The sequence below is a fragment of the Stakelama marina genome (genome assembly GCF_018122655.1).
Classification (GTDB): domain Bacteria; phylum Pseudomonadota; class Alphaproteobacteria; order Sphingomonadales; family Sphingomonadaceae; genus Sphingomonas; species Sphingomonas marina.
Map to the genome: position 1 here is coordinate 21,278 of NZ_JAGRQC010000007.1, position 22,831 is coordinate 44,108.

Sequence of the window (22,831 nt, forward strand, 5' to 3'; positions counted from 1 at the left end):
TCGCCGCGCCGCGGATTGAATCGACCGCGAAACAGTGAGGAGCAGGACGTGGCGGCACGCGCATATTGGCAGGGGCAGATCCGCCTCGCGCTAGTTTCCATTCCGGTCGAAATCTATTCGGCGACCAAATCGGGCGCGAGCGTGTCGTTCCGCCAGATCCACGAGCCGAGCGGCAAGCCGATCCATTACGAAAAGGTGGTGACCGGTGTTGGGCCGGTCGACACCGACGAGATCATGAAAGGCTATGAGGTCGAAAAGGGCAATTACGTGCTGCTCGACCAGGAGGAGATCGATGCGGTGAAGCTCGAATCGAAAAAGACGCTCGAGCTCACCCAGTTCGTCGATGCGCACGAGATCGACGTGCTCTATTTCGAAAAACCCTATTTCGTGGTGCCCGCCGACGACCTTGCCGAGGAGGCGTTCATCGTGCTGCGCGAGGCGCTGAGAAGGACGAAAAAGGTCGGGCTGGGCCAGCTTGCGCTGCGCGGGCGCGAATATGTCGTCAGCCTGAAACCATGCGGGCGCGGCATGGTGCTCGAGACGCTGCGCTATGCCGAGGAGGTGCGGAAGGCGCAGAGCTATTTCCGCGACATTCCCGACGACAAGCCCGATGCCGACCTGCTCGAGCTTGCCGAGGACCTGATCGAGAAAAAGGCGGCGCCGTTCGAGCCGCAGGAATTCCACGATCGCTATGTCGATGCGCTGCGGGAACTGATCGAGAAGAAGCGCAAGGCAAAGGGCGGCAAGGTCGTCGAGGCAAGCGACGAGGATGGCGGCGGACGCGGCGCGTCGAACGTGGTCGATCTGATGTCGGCGCTGAAGAAGTCGCTCGAAAAGCCCGAGGGCGGGGCGAAGAAGAAAACGACGCGGAAATCGTCGTCGGCGAAGACATCGAAGGCGAAGAAAAGTGCGTGATCGCGCTTCGCTGTCGGCAGGGAGGCGCTAGGTGGCCAAGTCCGATCCGCTCGCCAGCTACAATGCCAAGCGCGACTTCGCGAAGACCGCCGAGCCGGCGGGGACGCTCGCCAAGGGGCACGGCAACCGCTTCATCGTGCAGAAGCACGACGCGACGCGGCTGCACTGGGACTTTCGCCTCGAAATGGACGGGGTGCTCAAGAGCTGGGCGGTGACGCGCGGGCCGAGCCTCAACCCCGACGACAAGCGGCTGGCGGTTCGGACCGAGGACCATCCGCTCGATTACGGGAGCTTCGAAGGGACGATCCCCGAGGACCAATATGGCGGCGGCACGGTGATGCTGTGGGATGACGGCACCTGGGCGCCGATCAAGGGCAAGTCGAAACAGGACCTAGCGAAGGGCCACCTCCATTTCGTGCTCGATGGCGAGCGGATGAAGGGCGAGTGGCTGCTGATCCGGCTGAAGGGCAAGAAGGGCGAAAAGCGCGAGAACTGGCTGTTGCGCAAGATCGACGATGCCGAGGCGGGCGGATCGGACACGCTGGTCGAAACCGCGCTGACGAGCGTGAAGACCGGGCGGACGATGCAGGAGATCGCCGAGGGGAAGAAGGCCAAGACCAGCGCGAAGGCGAAATCGCGCACGGTGAAGGCGCCCGCGTTCGAGGAGGTGCAGCTTGCGACGCTGGTCGACGAGGTGCCGGCGGGCAACCAGTGGCTGCACGAGGTGAAATATGACGGCTACCGTGCGCTTTTGAGCATCGGCAAGGGTGGCACGCGGGTGTTTACGCGGTCGGGGCTCGACTGGTCGGAGAAATTTCCCGGCATCGTCGAGGCGGCGGGGTCGCTGTCCGGCGCGGCGCTGATCGACGGAGAGATCGTCGCGTTCAAGGACGGGCGGCCCGATTTCTCGACGCTGCAGACCGCGATTTCGGAGGGCGGCGACATGACGCTGTTCGCCTTCGACCTGCTGAGCGAGGATGGCGAGGATCTGCGCACGCTGCCGCAGGTGCAGCGCAAGGAACGGCTCGAGGCGCTGCTCGCCGGGTGCGACAGCCGCATCCACTATGCCGACCATGTGCTCGGCGCGGGCGAGAAGCTGTTCGATGCGATGTGCCGCGAGGGCTATGAAGGGATCGTGTCGAAGCGCGTCGATGCGCCCTATCGCGGCAAGCGGACGAAGAACTGGCTCAAGGTCAAATGCACGAAACGGCAGGAGTTCGTGATCGTCGGCTGGTCGGAAAGCTCGGCCAAGGGGCGGCCGTTCGCGTCGCTGCTGCTCGCGGTCAATGACGGCGACGAACTGCGCTATGCGGGCCGCGTCGGCACCGGCTTCGATGGCGATACGCTGGAAGCGTTGAGCGCAAAGCTCGACCGCATCGCGCGCAAGACGCCGCCGGTCGAGGTTCCCAAGGCGGCGGCGAAGGGTGCGCATTGGGTGACGCCGAAGCTCGTCGCCGAGATCGCCTTTGCCGAATTCACCGCCGACGATGTCGTGCGGCATGCGAGCTTTCTGGGGCTGCGCGAGGACAAGGAGGCGGATGAGGTGGTGACCGAAAAACCGCAAAAAGCCCGATCCGGTGCCGCCGATGTCGGCGTGGCGATCAGCCATCCCGACCGCGTCATCTTTCCCGATGCCGGGATCACCAAGGGTGAGCTCGCCGACTATTACGCCTCGGTCGCCGGCATCCTGCTGCCCTGGGCCGCCAATCGCCCGGTGAGCCTGGTGCGCTGTCCGCAGGGACGCGCGAAACAGTGTTTCTTCCAGAAGCACGACGCAGGCAGCTTCGGCGAGGCGGTGCACCATGTCGATATCACCGAGAAGGATGGGACGACCGAGCCCTATCTTTATATCGAGGATGCCAAGGGGCTGCTGACCTGCGTGCAGATGGGCACGATCGAGTTTCATGGCTGGGGCAGCCTCGTCTCCGATGTCGAAAAGCCCGACCGGATGGTGTTCGACCTCGACCCCGACGAGGGCCTTGATTTCGGTGACGTGAAGAAGGCCGCCGAGGACCTGAAAGCGCATCTCGCCGAAATCGGTCTGGCAAGCTTTGCCATGCTGTCGGGTGGCAAGGGCGTCCATGTCGTCGTGCCGTTGACGCCAGAGGCGGAATGGCCCGAGGTCAAATCGTTCGCCGAACGGTTCAGCCGCGCGCTGGCGCAGGCCGAGCCCGACCGCTTCACCGCGACGATGTCGAAGGCGAAGCGCAAGGGCCGCATCTTCATCGACTGGCTGCGCAACCAGCGCGGTTCGACGGCGGTACTGCCCTATGTCGCGCGCGCTCGCGAAGCCGCGCCGGTGGCGGCACCGGTGAGCTGGACCGAGCTGAAGGATATCGACACGGCCAAGCGCTTTACCGTCAAGGATGCCGATACGCTGATCGAACGGTCGAACAGCCGCAACCTCGCCGGGTGGGGTGTTGCCGACCAGAGTCTTCCCGACGTCTGATGATCGCCAGTTGCAAGCCGGTGGCGATTGTGGTCACGTCGCGCCCGCAATGGTCGGATGGGCGAAATGAAGGTCGGGCATAGTGGCTAGCCGGGCAGCGGATGCGCCGCCGGACGCAGGCGAAATCGCCGAGCGGTGGATCGCCGATTATTGCAGCGGCCCGGTCAAGAGCGACATGCTGTGCGCCGCGCGCGGTGTCGAGCGCGAGGCGTGGCTGACCGCCTTTGAAGAGATTGCGACGACCTCTGCCGGTTCGCTCGCCACCGCTCGCGAACGCGCCCAGCGCCAGGCCGACGATATCGGCACCGGCTACCGCATCGCCGGAGAGAATGACGAGCGCCCCTGGCCATTGTCGCCGGTGCCGCTGATGATCGGCGAGCGCGAATGGCAGGGAATTGCCGACGGCATCGTCCAGCGCGCCGACCTGATGGAGGCGATCCTTCAGGACATCTATGGCGAGGGCAAGCTGGTCAGCGGCGGGCGCATCCCGGCGGCGCTGGTGACGGGCAGCCCCTTCTTCCTGCGGCCGATGCAGCATCTGACGCCGCCGGGGGGATATCAGCTCCAGTTCTTCGCCGCCGATCTGTGCCGCGACCCTACCGGCGAATGGCGCGTGCTTGCCGACCATCTGCGCGCAGGCACCGGATCGGGCTATGCGCTTGAAAACCGGCTGGCGATCGCGCGGATGCTGGGCGGGTTGCAGTCGCGGCTCAATATCTCTCGCCATGCGCCGTTCTTCGCCGCGCTGCGCGACGGGATCGCCGCGCTGTGCAACCGATCGGACCCGCGGATCGGGCTGCTGACCGCGGGGCGGTACAACCAGAGCTATGCCGAGCAGGCGCATCTCGCGCGCTATCTGGGCTTTCTGCTTGTCGAGGGCGCCGATCTGAGCGTGCTCGACGACACCGTTTATGTTCGCACGATCGCGGGCATGAAGCGGATCGATGCGCTGCTGCGCAGGCTGGACCCGCGGATGCTCGACCCGCTGACCTTCGATTCGAAATCGACGATCGGCGTGCCGGGGCTGATCGATGCGATGGCGATGGGCAATGTCGTCCTGTCCAACGCCCCTAGGTCCGGCGCGCTCGAGGCCCCGGCATTTTCCGCCTATCTGCCCGCGCTTGCGCTGAGGATGACCGGGCAGGATCTGAAACTGCCCAATATCGCGACCTGGTGGTGCGGTGACGAGGACGTGCGCGACCATGTCGAGCGCGAGCTCGACCGGATGCTGATCGGCCCGGCCTTCGGCGTGGCCCCGCTGGGCCTGCCGGACGGCAAGGCGGTGCTGGGGTCGAGCCTGTCCGACGACCAGCGCGAACTGCTCCTCGCCGACCTTGCGCGGCGGCCGCAGGATTATGTCGGGCAGGAGATCGTCCATCTTTCGACGATGCCGGTCGCCAATGGCGACGGGCTGGTCGCGCGCCCCTTCACGCTGCGCGTGTTCGCGGCGCGCGGACCCGAAGGCGAGTGGTCGGTGCTCCCCGGCGGTTTTGCCCGGATCGGCGACAATCCCGATCCGCGCGCCGTGCTGATGGGGGAGGGAAGCTGGTCGGCCGATGTCTGCGTACATTGTGCCGAGCCGGTCGATCCGATGTCGCTGCTGCCCGCGCCCGGATCGGTGCGGCTGCGCCGCAACCCGGGCACGCTGCCAAGCCGCGTCGCCGACAACATGTTCTGGCTGGGACGATATCTGGAGCGCGGAGAGGCGCTGCTGACCGTGATCCGGGTGCTGCTCGGCAACTCGATCAGCGCCGATACGGGCGCCGCGCTCGCCCCCGCGACGCTGCAGCATCTGGTCGATCTGATTACCGGCGCGGGCGCCGCCATGCCGCCACCATCGCTCGACCGCAACGCATTGGTCGAGTTTGCGCGCGCCGCGTTGGAGGGGGAAGGCGATGCGCAGAGCGTGCGCGCGATCAACCGGCTCGCCCGGACGATCGGCGACGGTTCGCGCGAGCGGCTGGCGGCGGATATGGTGCGGCTGCTCGAAGCGCCGTTCCCGCAAAAGGGCGGGCTGCTCGACCGCGCCGGGTCGCTCCAGCGGCGCTATGCCGCGCTCGCCGGGCTGTCGGCCGAACATATGGCGCGAACCGATGCCTGGGCGTTTCACGACCTTGGTCGCCGCGTCGAGCGTGCGCAGGAAATCGCGCACATGGCGCGCATATTTCTGGCCGCCGAGCCGACGCATGACGACCTGCTGACCTTGCTCGACCTGGCCGACAGCCAGATCAGCTATCGCCAGCGCTATATGAGCGGGGTGGCGCGCGCGCCGGCGATCGACCTGATCGTTTGCGATCCCGGCAATCCGCGCGGGCTGGCGTTCCAGATTGCCGCGATCAACGCGCATCTGGCGGCGTTGCCGGTGCTGTCCGACGACGGCATCGCCGAACCGCAACAAGCCAAGGGGCAAGCGATCGCGGCAAAGCTGTCGGTCGCGCGGGCCGAACGGGTCGATGCCGCGCTGCTGGGAGAGCTGGAGCAGGAACTGGGGAGGCTGTCGGATGCCATATCGCGGCGCTATTTCCTGCAAGGCGCCGAACCGCTGCGCGCCGAAGGGCTGACGCTCGCCTGACCATGATGCGCTATGCCATCCGCCATATCACTCGTTTCGATTATGCGGTGCCGGCCGCGTTCGCGCGCTGCAACCTGCGGCTGAAGCCGATCCTGTGGTCGGGGCAGCAACTGGTCGATTACCGTCTGAGGGTCGAGCCCGGCGGCAGGACCGCGCCGTCGCGCGCGCCCGCGGGCCTTGCCAATATCGTGCGGCTGATCGTCGAACAGCGCACATCGACGCTGACGATCGAAAGCAGCGCCGAGTTGATCGTAGAGCGTCCCGTGCCGGTCCCTGCGCCCGACGATCCGACGCTGCGCGACGTTGCCCGACTGGCGCTCGATAGCCGCGATCCATCGCCGGGCGGACCTGCGGCCTATCTCTATCCGTCGCCGCATATCCCGCTAGACCGCGACATTGCCGACTGGTGTGCGGACGATCTCGACCCCGATCGCGGCGCGCTCGACGCCGCCATTGCGCTCGCCCGGCGTATCCAGCGCGACTTCGACTTCGATCCGGCGGCGACGCTGGTCGATACGCCGCCGGCGCAGGCGTTCGCGCGGCGCGGCGGCGTGTGCCAGGATTTCGCGCAGATCATGATTTCGGGGCTGCGCGCGGCAGGGCTGCCGGCGGCCTATGTCTCCGGCTATCTGCGCACGCTTCCGCCGCCGGGTCAGGAGCGGCTGGTCGGTGCCGACGCGACCCATGCGTGGGTGCTGCTGTGGTGCGGGCCGGATCGCGGCTGGGTGGGCGTCGATCCGACCAATGGCATCTGGATGGCGGAGGACCATATCGTCGTCGCCATCGGCCGCGATTACGGCGATATCGCACCGATCGACGGCGTGTCGCTGGGGTCGGGCGCGCAGGAGATGCACGTATCCGTCGATGTCGAACCGCTCGACAACGACGGTTGATCTTGCACGAAAGCGCGCGCGCGCCGATGTAGTGCGTCAACAGGATAATACAGGAAGACAATGGCAGACCCATACGCAACCCTGGGCGTGGCGCGCGGCGCGAGCGAAGCCGATATCAAAAAGGCTTATCGCAAGCTCGCCAAGGAGCTGCACCCCGACCGGAACAAGGACAATCCCAAGGCGGCCGAGAAGTTCAGCCAGGTAACGCAGGCCTATGACCTGCTGACCGACAAGGACAAGCGCGCGCGCTTCGACCGCGGCGAGATCGACGCCGAAGGCAATCCGACATCGCCCTTCGGCTTTGGCGGCGGAGGCGGCGGCGCGAGCGCGGGGGGCTATCGCCCCGGCGGCGCGCAGTTCGATTTCGGCGGCGACGAGGCCGATCTCGGCGACGTGTTCGAGGGGCTGTTCGGCATGGGCGGCAAGCGCCGCGGCGGCGGCTTTTCGAGCGGCTTCGGCGGTTTCGGGCGGCGCCCGCAGCCCAAGGGCGCGAATGTCGCCTATCGCCTGCGCGTGCCCTTCGTCGATGCCGCCGCGCTGAAGCCGCAGCGCATCACGCTGTCCGACGGGAAGACGATCGACCTGAAACTGCCCGCGGGCGTCGAGGACGGCACGCAGATGCGGCTGGCGGGCAAGGGCCAGGAGGGGCCGGGCGGCGCGGGCGACGCGCTGGTCACCATCGAGGTTCAGCCCCACGCCTATTTCACCCGCGACGGCGACGATGTCCGCCTTGACCTGCCGATCACGCTTGCCGAAGCCGTGAAGGGCGGGAAGGTGCGCGTGCCGACGGTCGAAGGGCCGGTGATGCTGACCGTTCCCAAGGGATCGACCTCGGGCAAGACGCTGCGTCTGAAGGGCCGCGGCTTTCACAAGAAGCCGTCGGGGCGCGGCGACCAGCTCGTCACGCTGATGATCGATATTCCCGCTGGCGATGCCGCGCTCCAGCAATTCGTCGAGGCCTGGGACGGAGGCGATACGAACCCGCGCGCGAAGATGGGCGTTTAAAGCGCTATCGTGGACGAAGCAGGCTCCCCCGAATCGCCGGAGGCCCGCCGCAAGGGGCTGGGCGGACGCGTACACCGGCGATTGGGGGACCTGGGCGTCAGCGACCGTGCGATCGAGGTGATGAAGCGCGTCGCCATCGGCGTATGGTCCGACGGTTTCATGCATGCGGGTAATCTTGCCTACCTGTCGCTGCTGACGTTGTTTCCCTTTTTCATCGTGGCCGCTGCGATCGCCAAGCTGCTCGGCCAGACGGGCGACGGCCTGCACGCGCTCAATGCGTTTCTGGAAACGGTGCCGCCCGATGTCGCCGATGTGCTGCGCAAGCCGATTTCGGACGTGCTGGCCGCGCGGTCGGGCTTGCTGCTGTGGCTGGGTGCGCTCGTCGGGCTGTGGACGACCGCGAGCTTTATCGAGACGGTGCGGTCGATCCTCCAGCGCGCCTATGGCACACAGTCGAGCCGCGCCTTCTGGGAGTATCGGCTGGGGTCGATCGGCCTCATCATCGCATCGGTGGTGCTGGTGATGCTGTCGTTCAGCTTTCAGGTCGTGCTGACCGGGATCGAACAGTTCATCGTGCGCGTGCTGCCCTTTGCGACGGGAACCGCAAAGGCGGTGTCGCTGACGCGGATCGCGCCGTCGCTGGCGCTGTTCGGCGCGCTGTACATGTTGTTCTATTCGCTGACGCCGAGCCGGTATCGCTATTCCAAATGCCCCAAATGGCCGGGCGCCGCCTTTACCGCTGCATGGTGGCTGGCGACGACCGCGCTGTTGCCGGTCGTGCTGGGCATGCTGGGCGGATACGACCTGACCTATGGCAGCATGGCGGGCGTGATGATCGCGCTCATTTTCTTTTTCGTCGTCGGGCTGGGCGTCGTAATGGGCGCGGAGCTCAACGCGGCACTGGCGGAAGACCCCGACGAGGGTCTAGAGGACGCGCAAAGCAAGAAGGAGGCGAAGACGTCGTGACGGGTTTGATGCAGGGCAAGCGCGGGCTGATCATGGGGCTCGCCAACGACAAATCGCTCGCCTGGGGCATTGCCAAGCAGCTCGCCGAGCATGGCGCGGAGCTGGCGTTCACCTATCAGGGCGAGGCGCTGGCCAAGCGCGTGCGTCCGCTTGCCGAGCAGCTCGGTTCGGACAAGCTGATCGAATGCGACGTGTCGGACATGGACCGGCTCGACGCGGCGTTCGCCGAACTGGCCGAGCACTGGCCGACGATCGACTTCGTCGTCCACGCGATCGGCTTTTCGGACAAGAGCCAGCTTCGTGGCCGTTATTACGACACGACGCTCGACAACTTCCTGATGACGATGAATATCTCGGTCTACAGCTTCACCGCCGTCGCCAAGCGCGCGCAGGCGATGATGCCGAACGGGGGCAGCCTGCTGACGCTGACCTATTACGGGTCGGAAAAGGTCGTGCCGCACTATAACGTGATGGGCGTGGCGAAGTCGGCGCTCGACACCTCGGTCCAGTATCTCGCGGTCGATCTTGGGCGCGACAATATCCGCGTCAACGCGATTTCGGCCGGGCCGATCAAGACGCTGGCGGCGAGCGGGATCGGCGATTTCCGCTATATCCTCAAATGGAACGAGCTCAATTCGCCGATGAAACGCAACGTCACGATCGACGATGTCGGCGGCGCGGGGTTGTATCTGCTGAGTGATCTGGCGAGCGGTGTCACCGGCGAGATCCACCATGTCGATGCCGGATACAATGTCATCGGCATGAAGGCCGAGGACGCGCCCGACATCGCGCTGAGCTGATCGGCGGTCGGGATGAGTACCGTCATCCAGCCCGCGCGCCCGATCGATGCGGCGGATATCGACCATGTGCTGACGACCTGCTTCGCGCGGCCGTCCGAAGCGATGCTGGTAAAACAGCTCGCCATCGATGGCGACCTCGTCCTGGTGCTGCTGGCGCGCGATGAAGACAGCAACGCGGTCGAGGGGCTGGTGGCGGTAAGCCGGATGGAGGCGAGCATCGGCGGCGATTCCGTTCCGGCGGTGGCGCTGGCGCCCGTCGCGGTGTTGCCCGAGCATCGCCGGACGGGCGTGGCCGAGGCGCTGATCGCTGCGGCGATCGAGCGGATGCGCGCGGCGGGCGCGCTCTTGATGTTCGTGCTCGGCGAACCCGGATTTTACGAACGCTTCGGTTTCGAAACCGCGACGGCGGAGGGCTTTGACAGCCTCTATGCCGGGCCGTTCTTCATGGCGCTCGAATTGCAGGATGGCCTGCCATGCGGCGCAAAGGGCGAGGCGCGCCACGCCGAGGCATTTGCTGCACTGTCGGAGGACGCATGAGTTTCAATACCTTCGGACGCGTTTTTCGGTTTACGACCTGGGGTGAGAGCCATGGGCCGGCGCTGGGTGCTGTCATCGACGGGTGTCCGCCGGGACTTGCGCTGTCCGAAGACGATATTCAGCCGTTTCTCGACAAGCGCCGGCCGGGCACGTCGCGCTTCACCACGCAGCGGCGCGAGCCCGATCGGGTGAAGATCCTGTCGGGCGTGTTCGACGGAAAGACGACGGGTACGCCGATTTCGCTGATGATCGAGAATGTCGATCAGCGCTCGAAAGACTATTCTGAGGTCGCCAAGGCCTATCGCCCCGGCCATGCCGATTATGCCTATGACGCCAAATACGGGTTTCGCGACTATCGCGGCGGCGGGCGGTCTTCTGCGCGTGAAACGGCGGCGCGCGTGGCGGCGGGTGCGGTGGCGCGGCTGGCCATCCCGGAGGTTTCGATCCGCGCATGGGTCGAGGAGATTGGCGGCGACACGATCGACCCGGCGAAGTTCGACGCGGCCGAAATCGACAATAATCCCTTTTTCTGTCCCGACGCCGATGCCGCCGCGCGCTGGGAGAGGCTGGTCGACGACGCGCGCAAGGCGGGCAGCTCGCTGGGCGCCGTGATCGCGTGCGAAGCGACCGGGGTACCCGCCGGCTGGGGCGCGCCGATCTATGCCAAGCTCGACAGCGAACTGGCATCGGCGTGCATGAGCATCAACGCGGTAAAGGGCGTCGAGATCGGCGACGGGTTCGAGGCGGCGCGGCTTTCGGGCGAGGCGAATGCCGATCCGATGCGGCCGGGCAATCACGGCCCGCAATTCCTCGCCAACCACGCGGGCGGCATCGCCGGCGGCATTTCGACCGGCCAGCCGGTGCGCGTACGCGTCGCGTTCAAGCCGACCAGTTCGATCTTGACGCCGGTCGAGACCGTCACGCGCGAAGGAGAGGCGGCGGAGATCGCGACCAAGGGCCGTCACGACCCTTGTGTCGGCATTCGCGGCGCGCCGGTCGTGGAGGCGATGATGGCGCTGGTGCTTGCCGACCAGAAACTGCTTCACCGCGCGCAGTGCGGCGGCTGACCGCTCGGCCCGTCGCGCTTTCCCCACATCTCCCGGCAAGCCGCGCATAAGCTGCGGTCACCCGACCCGCCCAGTCTGGCAATCCGCAGCGAAGCGGGCTTTGATCGGTCCGGGTCGAGGCGTGGGGGCAAGACCGCCGCTGCCGAAGACACCGCGTCCGGACCGTATTCGGCCGGACGGTTTCAGGCGCAACCTCTCCCCCCGAGGGTCAATCGCCTGGGCGGGTCCGGTTTCCCACCGGGCCCGCCGCTGCCTTTCCAAAATCAGGCCCAAAATTGGGCGCCGCCGCTCCGATAGCCGTGTTCAGTCGGCGAAGGGATCGCGGACGAGGATGGTGTCCTCGCGCTCCGGGCTGGTCGATACCAGCGCGACAGGACACTGGATCAGTTCCTCGACGCGGCGGATATATTTGATCGCCTGGGCGGGAAGATCGGCCCAGCTTCGTGCGCCGGCGGTCGATTGCGACCATCCTTCGATCTCTTCATAGACCGGCTCGACCGACGCCTGGTCGGCGGCGTGCGACGGGAAGTGGTCGAGCGTTGCGCCGCGCAACCGGTAGCCGGTGCAGATGCGGATCGTCTCGAACCCGTCGAGCACGTCGAGCTTGGTGAGCGCGATGCCGGTCACGCCCGACACCGCGACCGCCTGTCGCACCAGCACCGCGTCGAACCAGCCGCAGCGGCGCTTGCGCCCGGTGACGGTGCCGAATTCATGCCCGCGCGTGCCGAGCTTTTCGCCGGTTTCATTTTCCTGCTCGGTCGGGAAGGGGCCCGAACCGACGCGCGTCGTATAGGCCTTTGCGATGCCGAGGACGAAACCGACCGCGCTGGGGCCGAGCCCCGACCCGCCCGCCGCCGTCCCGGCGATGGTGTTCGACGAGGTGACGAACGGATAGGTGCCGTGATCGATGTCGAGCAGCACGCCCTGCGCGCCTTCGAACAGGATGCGCTTGCCGGCCGCGCGCGCTTCGTTGAGCGTCTGCCATACGGGCCGCGCGAAGGGCAGCACGAAGCCGGCGATTTCCTTCAGCTCGGCGACGAGCCTGTCGCGATCGATCGGCTGTTCGTCGAAGCCCGCACGCAGCGCGTTGTGATGCGCCATCAACCGGTCGAGCTGCGGGTCGAGCGTTTCGAGATGCGCCAGGTCGCATACGCGGATCGCGCGGCGGCCGACCTTGTCCTCATAGGCCGGGCCGATGCCGCGCCGCGTGGTGCCGATCTTGCCCGCGCCGCTGGCATCCTCGCGAAGCGCGTCGAGATCGCGGTGAAACGGCAGGATCAGCACGCAATTGTCGGCGATCATCAGCGTGTCGGGTGTGACCGAGACGCCCTGATCGCGCAGGCGTTCGACCTCCGCCTTCAGCGCCCAGGGGTCGAGCACCACGCCGTTCCCGATCGCGCTGGGCGTGCCGCGGACGATGCCCGAGGGCAGCAGCGACAGCTTGTAGACCGCATCGCCGACGACGAGCGTATGGCCGGCATTGTGCCCGCCCTGGAAGCGCACGACCATGTCGGCGCGTTCTGCCAGCCAGTCGACGATCTTGCCCTTGCCTTCATCGCCCCATTGGGCGCCGATCACCGCGACATTGGCCACGACGGGTCTCCTTCAAAGAGTCGGGGCGCGGGATGTGCCTGCGCCAAACGGACGCCGCCCTAATCGTCTTGCGCGCGAAGGTCCACGGGTTTTGCGGGTTCGCCGCCGTCGAGCGTCTTGCGGACCGCCGCGGCGAGCGCGTCGATCCCGAACGGCTTGGGCAGCACGGTCGCCATTGCGCTCAGCCCGCCGGTCTCCTGAATCGCGTCGCGCGTATAACCGCTGGTGTAGAGCAGTTTCAGGCCCGGCCGCATTTCGAGCGCGCGTTCGGCCAGCTCACGCCCTGTCATGCCCGGCATGATGACGTCGGTGAACAACAGGTCGATGCGGTCTTCGCGGGCGATCCGTTCGAGCGCTGCTTCACCGCCTTCGGCGTCGATGATCGTGTAGCCGAGTTCGCGGAGCGCCTCGACCGAGAAGGAGCGGACGCGCTCTTCATCCTCGACGACAAGAACCGTTTCGCCTGCGCGTGCGCGCGGCGCGGTCTTGGAAAGCGGTTCCTGAGCGATGTCGACATGCCGCGTATTGCTGTCGCGCGGAAGGAGGATGCGGACGAGCGTGCCCTTGCCGGGTTCGGTTTCGATCAGCACCTGCCCGCCCGACTGGCCGACGAACCCGAAAATCTGGCTGAGGCCGAGCCCCGTCCCCTTGCCGACATCCTTGGTCGTGAAAAAGGGTTCGAACGCGCGCTCGACCACGTCGGGCGTCATTCCCGTGCCGGTATCGGCGACGCCGATCTCGACATAATCGCCTGCGGCCAGCCCGTGCTCGCCCGCTGCGCTTGCGCTGAGCGTGCGGTTGGTGGTGCGGATCGACAGCGTTCCGCCATCGGGCATCGCATCGCGACCGTTGACGGCAAGGTTGATGATGCTGTTTTCGAGCTGGCTCGCATCGGCGACGACGTGCCAGGCGCCGCCCGCCAGATCGGTTTCGATCCTGATCTTTTCGCCGATCGTGCGGCGGAGCAGGTCGAGCATGTCCTCGATCAGGTCGTTGACGCGCACCGGGGCAGGGGTCAGCGGCGACTGGCGCGCAAAGTCGAGCAGCCTGCGCGTCAGCCCGGCCGCGCGCGTCGCGCCGTCTCGTGCGGCCTCGACATAGCGGCCGATATCGTTGTTGCCCTGTTCGAGCCGGCGGTCGATCAGGTCGAGCGCGCCGATCACGACCGCGAGCATATTGTTGAAATCATGCGCGATGCCGCCGGTGAGCTGGCCGACCGCTTCCATCTTCTGCGACTGGCGGAGCTTTTCCTCGGCCGCCATCAACTGGCTGGTCCGTTCCCGAACCGCGGTTTCGAGTTCCTCGCGCGAACGGGCCAGGACCTCGCGCGCGTCGACGATTTCCTGAATGTCGGTGCAGGTGCCGAACCAGCGAACGATATTGCCGCCCTCGTCGCGCATCGGCTGCGCCCGGCCGAGCACCCAGCGATAGACGCCGCTATGGTGCCGGAGCCGATATTCGATGTGATAGGGGTCGCCCGTCGCGAGGCTCTTCTGCCAGCGTTCCCAGGCGCGCGGCCGGTCGTCTGGGTGGAAGATGTCCGTCCAGGAATCGCCATCGGTCGAATCGTACGGCACGCCGGTATATTCGTACCAGCGGTCGTTGTAGTAATCGTGATAGCCGTCGGCGCGCGTCGACCAGATCATCTGTTCGATCGAATTGGCGATCGCGCGGAATTTTTCCTCGCTGTCGCGCAGCGCCGCGATCGCCTCGATCCGCTCGACCGAATCCCAGGTGGTTTCGGCGACCGCTTCGACAAAGGCGACATCCTCTCGCGACCAGTCGCGTGGGGTGCTGTTGTGGACGAACAGGCTGGCGACCCATTGTCCGCCGCGGATCAACGGCACGCCGATGCCGGCGGGCGGGAGGTCGGCCCCGGTCGGGGAGGAATGAACCGGATCTTCCGAACGGTTACGGATCACCACCGTTTCGCCGCGCGAATAGGCGTCGCAGACGGCCGTGCCGAGCATATCCTGCGATATCTCGCCATTCAGCGGAGGCAGTTTCTCGGTGCGCCAGCCGGGACCGAACGCGACCGTATCTTCCGGCTGCACGCGGAGGAAGCCGACGCGGTCTGCCTTCAGGCGGCGTCCTGCCGCTCGCGCGGTGAAGCGAAGGATTTCGGACGGTTTTTCGAAATTGCGCTGCCGCTCGGCTACCGAATAGAGAAAGGTCTGCCCCTCGGTGGAGACGCGCAGCGCATCAAGCGCGGCAAGCTTGTCGGTAACGTCGTTCGCCTCGACGAAGATATCGGTGACGTTGCCGCCGGTATCCTTGATCGGTTGATAGATGAAGTCGAGGATGCGGCGGTCTGGCCCGTCGCTGTGGCGTTCGAATTCGACGACGACGCCGTCGCCGCGATACGCCTCTCCGGTGCGATAGACGCGTTCGAGCAGTTCGATGAAGCCCTGTTCGGCGATTTCGGGCAGCGCGACGGCGATCGGTTTGCCGAGAATGGGGCGATTGCCGACCAGTTCCATATAGGCGGCGTTGGCCATTTCGTAGGTGAAGTCGGGGCCGTGCAGCACCGCGATCGCGCCGGGCGCCTGCTCGACGAGTTCGCTGAACCGCTCGATCTGTTCGATGCGACGCCGCTCGGACAGCACCTGCCGCGTCGTCTCGTTTCCCTGATTGAGGATGCCGGCGACCTTGCCGTATTCGTCCTTGATCGGGGTGAAGCTGTAGTTCCAGTAGGTCTCCTGCGCGACGCCGTCGCGCTCCATCGCGAGCATCTGGTCATAGGCGGAAAAGCCGCACGCGGTTTCGAGGACGCTTTCGAACTGTGGCCCGATCACGTCCCAGATATCCGACCAGACCTCGCGCGCCGGACGCCCCAGTGCGCCGGGATGGCGTTCGGCGGGAATCGGTGCCCAGGCGTCGTTGTACAGCAGGAGCAGCTCCGGCCCCCAATAGATGGCGGTGGGAAAGCTCGACCCGAGGCAGATGTTGAGTGCGAAACGCAGCGCCTGCGGCCATTCGTCGAGCGGACCGAGCGGGGTGCCGCTCCAGTCACGTTCACGAATTCTCTTCGGCATTTCACCGGGATGGTCGAGAAAGCCGAGGCCTGAATACATTGTTCCCGGATGCGCGGGTGCGATGGCACTGTCAACCGGTCCGCGCGTTGGCTCGACATCGCGGCGCGACATTCTATGTGGTAACAATCGAAACCAACGCCCAAGGGAGAGCATATGAAACTGGCCAGCCTGAAGCGGGCACGCGACGGACAGCTTGTCGTCGTATCGAACGATCTCGCCTGGTACGCCGATGCGAGCCATATCGCGCCGACGCTGCAGGCGGCGCTCGACGACTGGGACCGGATCGAGCCCGAGCTGCGCAACCTCGCGACCGACCTCGAACATGAGGCGATCCCGCGCGAGCGTTTCCATGAACATGACGCCGCGTCGCCGCTGCCGCGCGCCTATCAATGGGCCGACGGTTCGGCCTATGTGAACCATGTGAAGCTGGTGCGGCAGGCGCGCGGGGCGGAGATGCCCGAAAGCTTCTGGCACGACCCGCTGATGTATCAGGGCGGATCGGACGGGTTTCTGGGGCCGCGCGACGACATCCCGCTGAAGGACGAAAGCTGGGGCTGCGACCTGGAAGCCGAAGTCGTGGTCGTGACCGGCGACGTGCCGATGGGGGCAAGCCGCGAAGAGGCGTTGCAGGCGGTGCGGCTGGTCGGGCTGACCAACGACGTCAGCTTGCGCAACCTCATTCCCGGCGAGCTGGGCAAGGGTTTCGGCTTTTTCCAGTCGAAACCGGCCAGTGCCTTTTCGCCCGTGTTCGTGACGCCCGATGCGCTGGGCGACTGGTGGAAGGACGGCAAGCTCAACCGCAAGCTGATGGTCGATCTGAACGGAGAACCGTTCGGCCGGGCCGAGGCGGGCGAGGATATGACCTTCGATTTCGGCACGCTGGTCGCGCACGCCGCCAAGACGCGCAAGCTGGGCGCAGGCACCATCGTCGGGTCGGGCACGGTGTCGAACCGCGATGCCGATGGCGGGCCGGGCAAGCCGATCAAGGACGGCGGCGTCGGCTATAGCTGCCTTGCCGAGGTGCGTACCGTCGAGACGATCAAGGATGGCAAGCCGACCACCGAATTCCTGAAGGCGGGCGACACCGTCCGCATCTGGGCGGAGGACGACAACCACCATCCGATCTTCGGTGTGATCGAACAGCAAGTGGCGGGCGCCTGATCGCCGTTACGATGGGAGACGAGGCATGCGGCGCTGGCGCGCGGGACTTGCGGCATTGGCGCTGAGCGCGTTGCCATCCTGCGCCGCCACGCCGCCGCCGCGTGCGTCCGGCGGCGCGGAGGCAGAAGCGGCGCGCGTCGTAACGCCCGAAGAGCGTTTCGGCGCGCTGTTCCGTGCCGTCGAGATGCGCCGCATCTTTCGCGACAGCAAGAGCTTCGCCGATGCCATTCCCAGACGCGACAGCAAGGCGATTCTGGCCGATTTCAGGGCGCGCCAAGACTGGACCGACCCCGAGCTGCGCCGCTTCGTCCTCGACAATTTCGAGATGCCCGAACAGGCCGCGCCCGCCCAGCCGCTGGGGCGCGGAACGCACCCGGACGTGCCGGTCGCCGAGCATATCGCGAATTTGTGGTCGCACCTGACGCGCCAGCCGGTCCAGCGTGAGCCGGGGTCGTCGCAGATCGCGGTGCCCGAACGGTTCATCGTACCGGGCGGGCGGTTCCGCGAAATGTATTACTGGGACAGCTATTTCACGCTGCTCGGTGCGAAGGCCGACGGGCACGACGAACTTGTCGAGGCGATGATCGCCGATTTCGCGCATCTGGTCGACCGGTTCGGGCACGTCCCCAACGGCACGCGCACTTATTATGTCAGCCGGTCGCAGCCGCCGGTCCTCTATCTGATGATGGGCCTGTCGGAAAAGCGCGACCGCGCGACGCTTGAGCGCAGGCTCGCCACGCTGAAGCGCGAACATGCGTTCTGGATGCGCGGGCGCAGCAAGGTATCGGCCGAGCATCGCGCCTCCGAACATGTCGTGCGGATGCCCGATGGCAGCATCCTCAACCGTTATTGGGACATGCGCGACACACCGCGCGACGAAAGCTATCGCGAGGATGTGCTGACCGCGCGCGAAAGCGAGCGGCAGGACCGGCAGGTCTATCGCGACCTGCGCGCCGCGGCCGAAAGCGGATGGGACTTTTCGTCGCGCTGGCTGGCCGACAACCACAAGCTCTCGTCGATCGAAACGACCAGCATCGTGCCGGTCGATCTCAACGCGCTGCTCTATGGCATGGAGATGGACATCGCCCGCCGCTGCGAAGCGCTGGGCGAGGGGTGCGCATCCGATTACCGCGCACAGGCGCAGGCGCGAAAACGCGCGGTCGAGCGCTGGCTGTGGAACGGCGATCGCGGCGCCTATGCCGACTGGAACCTGCGCGAAGGCCGCATCCAGCCGGAGGTGACGGCGGCGACCGCCTATCCGCTGTTTACCGGTCTCGACACCGGCGAGCATGCCGACCAGGTGGCGCAGACGATCGAGCATCTGCTGCTCGCGCCGGGCGGGTTGCGGACGACGCGCATCCAGACCGGCGAGCAATGGGATGCGCCCAATGGCTGGGCGCCGCTGCAATGGATCGCGGTCGAAGGGCTGCGCCGGACCGGACATGGCGCACTGGCGCGCGAAATCGCGACGCGCTTTCTGACGACGGTCGTGCGCGAATATCGTGCGAGCGGCAAGCTGGTCGAGAAATATGACGTCGAAAAGGTGCGCCCCGGCGGTGGCGGCGAATATCCGCTGCAGGACGGATTCGGCTGGACCAACGGCGTGACGCGCGCGCTGATCGGCGAATATGGAATGCCCGATACACCCTGAAAAATCGTAATGAGAGCGCTACCAAAGACACGAATGCTCTGGTACCGTCTGCCCGACAAGCGCGGACCACGCGCAGCGACGGGAGAGGGACATGACGGTTTTTCGCAAATCTGTTGCGCTGGCGGCGCTCGCCGCGGGCACGATGCTGGCAAGCTCCGCCTCGGCGCAGCTCTATCGCGATCCCGATGCGCCGGTCGCCAAGCGCGCCGCCGATATCGTCAGCCGCATGACGCTGGAGGAAAAGGCCGCGCAGATGCAGAACGCCGCGCCGGGTATCGAGCGGCTCGGCATCCCGCCCTACGACTATTGGAACGAGGCGCTGCACGGGGTTGCGCGTTCGGGCGAGGCGACCGTGTTTCCGCAGGCGATCGGCATGGCCGCCACCTTCGACCGCGATCTGATGCATCTCGAAGGCCGCACCGTCGCGGTGGAGGGCCGCGCCAAATATAATCAGGCGCAGCGCGAAAAGAATTACGACCGCTATTACGGGCTGACCTTCTGGTCGCCCAACATCAACATCTTTCGCGATCCCCGCTGGGGGCGCGGGCAGGAAACGCTGGGCGAGGACCCCTATCTGACCGGTACGCTCGCGACCGAGTTCATCAAGGGCGTGCAGGGCGACGATCCGCATTATCTGGAAGCGGTCGCGACGCCCAAACATTATGCCGTCCATTCGGGGCCGGAACCGCTGCGCCACGGGTTCAACGTCGATCCGTCGCCGCGCGACATGAGCGAGACCTATCTGCCCGCGTTCCGGCGAACGATCACGCAGGGAAAGGCCGAATCGCTGATGTGCGCCTATAACGCCGTGGGCGGAACCGCTGCGTGCGCGAACAGTCATCTGTTGCAGGACATATTGCGCGACGACTGGGGCTTTTCGGGTTTCGTCACGTCCGATTGCGGTGCGATCGACGACATATTGAACGGACATCACAACGCAACGTCGATGGCGCAGGCGGCGGCGATGGCGGTGAAGGCGGGAACCGACACCGGCTGCGATTTCAAGGACGAGATGCTGTCGCTGCCCGAAGCGGTGAAGAAGGGCTATATCGACGAATCGCAGATGGACCGCGCGCTCGAGCGGCTGTTCGCCGCGCGTATCCGGCTGGGCATGTTCGACCCCGCCGACCGGGTGCCCTTTTCGTCGATCCCGATCAGCGCCGATCATTCGCCCGAGCACAAGGCGCTGGCGCTGAGGGCGGCGCGCGAATCGATCGTACTCCTGAAGAATGACGGTGCGCTGCCGCTTGCAGCGGGTGCTCAGAAGATCGCCGTGGTCGGCCCGACCGCGACTGCGCTGATCGGGCTGGAGGGTAATTACAACGGCACGCCGGTCGGCGCTGTGCTGCCGCTCGACGGGATCGAGCAGACGTTCGGCAAGGACCGCGTTTCCTATGCGCAAGGCGCGCCCTTTACCGAATCGGTGCCGGTGATGGTGCCGCGAACCGCCTTTCCCGGCGGGTTGACCGCGACCTTTTACAACAATGCCGATTTTTCGGGCGACCCCGTCGCGACGCGGCAGGTGCCCGCGATCGACGTCAACTGGGCGGGGATCGACCCGGCGCCGGGCGTCGATCCGAAGACCTTTTCGGTGCGCTGGAGCGGCAGGATCGCACCGCCCGCCGCCGGCGATTACGAGTTCGAACTGCAGACGCGGCGGCGCTGCGATGTCGGCAACGGGTCCGAACGCTACACCATCCATATCGAAGGCGTCCCCGACCAGCAGGTCGAGATGAAGTGCAACAAGCGCGACCAGACGTTCGAGCCGATGAAGGTACATTTCGACGACACGACGCCGCGCGCCTTTTCAGTCGAGTTCGCGCATCAGTCGTCGCGCGCCAGCGACATCACCTTTGCGTGGAAGGCGCCGCTGGGCGCGCTGCGCGCCGAAGCGGTCGAGACGGCGAAAGACGCCGATGTCGTCGTCGCGTTCGTCGGGCTGAACGCCTGGCTGGAGGGCGAGGAAATGCAGCTCGAGATTCCTGGCTTCGACGGCGGCGACCGCACCAGCATCGCGCTGCCGGCGGCGCAGCGGAAGCTGCTCGACGCGCTGGAGGCGACAGGCAAGCCGGTCGTGATCGTCCTGCAATCGGGTTCGGCGATCGCGCTGGGTGACGCCAATATGCGGGCGAAGGCGGTGCTGCAGGCATGGTATCCCGGCGAACAGGGCGGCCGCGCCATCGCCGATATCCTGAGCGGCAAGACCAATCCCAGCGGACGGCTGCCGGTGACCTTTTACCAGTCGACCGACGAACTGCCGCCCTTCACAGACTATGCGATGAAGGGGCGGACCTATCGCTATTTCGACGGCAAGGTCGAATATCCGTTCGGGCACGGGCTGAGCTACACGCAGTTCGGCTATTCGGGGCTGAAGCTGACGCCATCGGTGAAGGCGGGCGATCCGCAGACCGTCAGCGTGACGATCCGCAACGACGGCAAGGTCGCTGGCGACGAGGTCGCGCAGCTTTATCTGTCGGTGCCGGGCCGGCCGGCGACGCCGATCCGATCGCTCAAGGGATATAACCGCGTCCATCTTGCGCCCGGCGAGAGCCGCACGGTCAGCTTCAAGCTCGATCCGCGCGATCTGGCCTTTGCCGACGACAAGGGCGTGATGCGCGTGACGCAGTCGGCATACCGCTTGTGGGTCGGCGGCGGGCAGCCCGACACCGGTGCTCCGGGCGTTTCGGGCAGCTTCGACGTGACCGGGAGCATCGCCCTGCCACGCTGAACTTGTCGCTCTCGCAACCATGACTCGCTTTCGGCGTTGAAATTTTATAACAACGCGGCGAAAGCCGAATCCGCGCGTTGATGGAACGCCGCGGACCGTCATTCTGTTTGGAGAGAGCATGGCCAGCGAACAGCGCGCCAACCTGAAACCCTTGTCGCTCCACGTCCCCGAACCAAAGTTCCGGCCGGGCGACGAGGTCGACTTTTCCGATATCGAGGTGCCGGCGGCCGATGCCGCGAAACGCCCCGATGTCGGCGCGCATCCCGATACGTTTCACGAGCTGTCCTACGGCCTCGTCCGCGTGCTCGACGAGAACGACCGGGCGGTCGGCCAGTGGAACCCGCGGCTGGATGCCGATGTGCTCCGCCGCATGCTGCGCAACATGGCGATGACGCGCGCGTTCGACGAGCGCATGTTCCGCGCGCAGCGGCAGGGCAAGACCAGCTTCTACATGAAATCGACGGGCGAGGAGGCGGTCGCCGTCGGCGCGGCGATGGCGCTGGCGTCGGACGACATGTGTTTTCCCAGCTATCGCCAGCAGGGCATCCTGATCACGCGGAACTATCCGATGATCGAGATGATGAACCAGATCTATTCGAACAAGGGCGACAAGCTGCAGGGCAAGCAGCTTCCGATCATGTATTCGTCGAAGGAAGACGGCTTCTTCTCGATCTCGGGCAACCTCGCGACGCAATATCCGCAGGCCGTGGGCTGGGCGATGGCGTCGGCCGCGAAGGGCGACACGCGGATCGCGGCGACCTGGTGCGGCGAGGGATCGACCGCTGAGGGCGACTTCCATTCGGCCTGCACCTTCGCCAGCGTTTACCGCGCGCCGGTGATCCTCAACGTCGTCAACAACCAGTGGGCGATTTCGAGCTTTTCCGGCTTTGCCGGTGCCGAGGCGACGACCTTTGCCGCGCGCGCGATCGGGTACGGCATCGCCGGGCTTCGCGTCGACGGCAACGACGCGCTGGCGGTCTATGCGGCGACGCTATGGGCGGCCGAGCGCGCGCGGACCAACCAGGGACCGACGCTGATCGAGCATTTCACCTACCGCGCCGAAGGGCACTCCACCTCGGACGATCCCACCGGTTATCGCAGCGCGCAGGAATATTCGAACTGGCCGCTCGGCGATCCCGTGACGCGGCTCAAGAACCACCTGATCGCGCTCGGCGAGTGGGACGAGGAGCGGCAGGAAGCGATGGACAAGGAGTGCGCCGACCTCGTCCGCAAGACGCAGAAGGATGCCGAGAAGAACGGCATTCTCGGCCACGGCCTCCACCAGCCGCTCGATACGTTGTTCGAGGGCGTCTACGAGGAGATGCCCTGGCACCTGCGCGAGCAACAGCAACAGATGATGGCAGAGGAAGAAGCCTCCGGCCGCCCCTGGGCCCGGAAGTGAGCGAGCCGATGAACGATATTACCACCGAAGAAGCGCGCATCGCCCCGACGCCCGAGC

Annotated in this window: 15 protein-coding genes; 13 read left to right on the forward strand and 2 right to left on the reverse strand. The window is 66.0% G+C overall.

Translation table 11 applies throughout. The features are described from left to right. The first annotated feature begins 48 nt into the window (after nucleotides 1–48). From ku to aroC, 9 genes are all read left to right on the forward strand, one after another. Nucleotides 49–915 carry a non-homologous end joining protein Ku gene (ku, locus tag J7S20_RS16050; RefSeq protein ID WP_284055258.1) on the forward strand — a complete coding sequence of 289 codons (867 nt, stop codon included), beginning with the start codon at nucleotides 49–51 and terminating at the stop codon, nucleotides 913–915. A 31-nt stretch (nucleotides 916–946) separates the two neighbouring features. Further along, nucleotides 947–3,364, forward strand: coding sequence for a DNA ligase D (ligD, locus tag J7S20_RS16055; RefSeq protein WP_284055259.1), 2,418 nt, complete (start codon nucleotides 947–949; stop codon nucleotides 3,362–3,364). An 82-nt stretch (nucleotides 3,365–3,446) separates the two neighbouring features. After that, nucleotides 3,447–5,936 (forward strand): circularly permuted type 2 ATP-grasp protein, encoded by a 2,490-nt coding sequence (locus J7S20_RS16060; protein ID WP_284055260.1) that lies wholly within the window; start codon nucleotides 3,447–3,449, stop codon nucleotides 5,934–5,936. 5 nt (nucleotides 5,937–5,941) lie between these two features. Beyond that, a complete protein-coding gene (locus J7S20_RS16065) occupies nucleotides 5,942–6,829 on the forward strand; it encodes a transglutaminase family protein (protein WP_284055289.1) in 888 nt (295 codons plus the stop codon). Between the two features lie 60 nt (nucleotides 6,830–6,889). Beyond that, nucleotides 6,890–7,834 carry a DnaJ C-terminal domain-containing protein gene (locus tag J7S20_RS16070; RefSeq protein WP_284055261.1) on the forward strand — a complete coding sequence of 315 codons (945 nt, stop codon included), beginning with the start codon at nucleotides 6,890–6,892 and terminating at the stop codon, nucleotides 7,832–7,834. A 6-nt stretch (nucleotides 7,835–7,840) separates the two neighbouring features. After that, the gene (locus J7S20_RS16075) at nucleotides 7,841–8,800 is read left to right on the forward strand and encodes a YihY/virulence factor BrkB family protein (protein WP_430980962.1); all 960 of its coding nucleotides are present in this window, start codon (nucleotides 7,841–7,843) and stop codon (nucleotides 8,798–8,800) included. Next, nucleotides 8,797–9,600: an enoyl-ACP reductase FabI gene (gene fabI, locus J7S20_RS16080; RefSeq protein ID WP_284055263.1), complete on the forward strand. Its 804-nt coding sequence runs from the start codon at nucleotides 8,797–8,799 to the stop codon at nucleotides 9,598–9,600. The genes J7S20_RS16075 and fabI overlap by 4 nt, the downstream gene beginning before the upstream one ends. Before the next feature lie 12 nt (nucleotides 9,601–9,612). Beyond that, nucleotides 9,613–10,137, forward strand: a complete 525-nt coding sequence (locus J7S20_RS16085) for a GNAT family N-acetyltransferase (RefSeq protein WP_284055264.1) — start codon at nucleotides 9,613–9,615, stop codon at nucleotides 10,135–10,137. Beyond that, nucleotides 10,134–11,204, forward strand: a complete 1,071-nt coding sequence (gene aroC, locus J7S20_RS16090; RefSeq protein WP_284055265.1) for a chorismate synthase — start codon at nucleotides 10,134–10,136, stop codon at nucleotides 11,202–11,204. The genes J7S20_RS16085 and aroC overlap by 4 nt, the downstream gene beginning before the upstream one ends. 303 nt (nucleotides 11,205–11,507) lie before the next feature. Here aroC and J7S20_RS16095 read toward each other — a convergent pair whose 3' ends face one another. Together J7S20_RS16095 and J7S20_RS16100 are read right to left on the reverse strand one after the other, a co-directional pair. Next, nucleotides 11,508–12,797, reverse strand: coding sequence for an adenylosuccinate synthase (locus J7S20_RS16095; RefSeq protein WP_284055266.1), 1,290 nt, complete (start codon nucleotides 12,795–12,797; stop codon nucleotides 11,508–11,510). A 59-nt stretch (nucleotides 12,798–12,856) separates the two neighbouring features. Then, nucleotides 12,857–15,871 (reverse strand): PAS domain-containing protein, encoded by a 3,015-nt coding sequence (locus tag J7S20_RS16100; RefSeq protein ID WP_284055267.1) that lies wholly within the window; start codon nucleotides 15,869–15,871, stop codon nucleotides 12,857–12,859. A gap of 114 nt (nucleotides 15,872–15,985) precedes the next feature. Here J7S20_RS16100 and J7S20_RS16105 point away from each other — a divergent pair, with 114 nt between their 5' ends. From J7S20_RS16105 to J7S20_RS16120, 4 genes are all read left to right on the forward strand, one after another. Continuing rightward, a complete protein-coding gene (locus J7S20_RS16105; RefSeq protein WP_284055268.1) occupies nucleotides 15,986–16,993 on the forward strand; it encodes a fumarylacetoacetate hydrolase family protein in 1,008 nt (335 codons plus the stop codon). Between the two features lie 25 nt (nucleotides 16,994–17,018). Then, nucleotides 17,019–18,644, forward strand: coding sequence for an alpha,alpha-trehalase TreF (gene treF / locus J7S20_RS16110; RefSeq protein ID WP_284055269.1), 1,626 nt, complete (start codon nucleotides 17,019–17,021; stop codon nucleotides 18,642–18,644). A gap of 91 nt (nucleotides 18,645–18,735) precedes the next feature. Then, nucleotides 18,736–21,372, forward strand: a complete 2,637-nt coding sequence (locus tag J7S20_RS16115) for a glycoside hydrolase family 3 C-terminal domain-containing protein (protein ID WP_284055270.1) — start codon at nucleotides 18,736–18,738, stop codon at nucleotides 21,370–21,372. A 118-nt stretch (nucleotides 21,373–21,490) separates the two neighbouring features. After that, nucleotides 21,491–22,774, forward strand: coding sequence for a 3-methyl-2-oxobutanoate dehydrogenase (2-methylpropanoyl-transferring) subunit alpha (locus J7S20_RS16120; RefSeq protein ID WP_284055271.1), 1,284 nt, complete (start codon nucleotides 21,491–21,493; stop codon nucleotides 22,772–22,774). Nucleotides 22,775–22,831 lie beyond the last annotated feature (57 nt).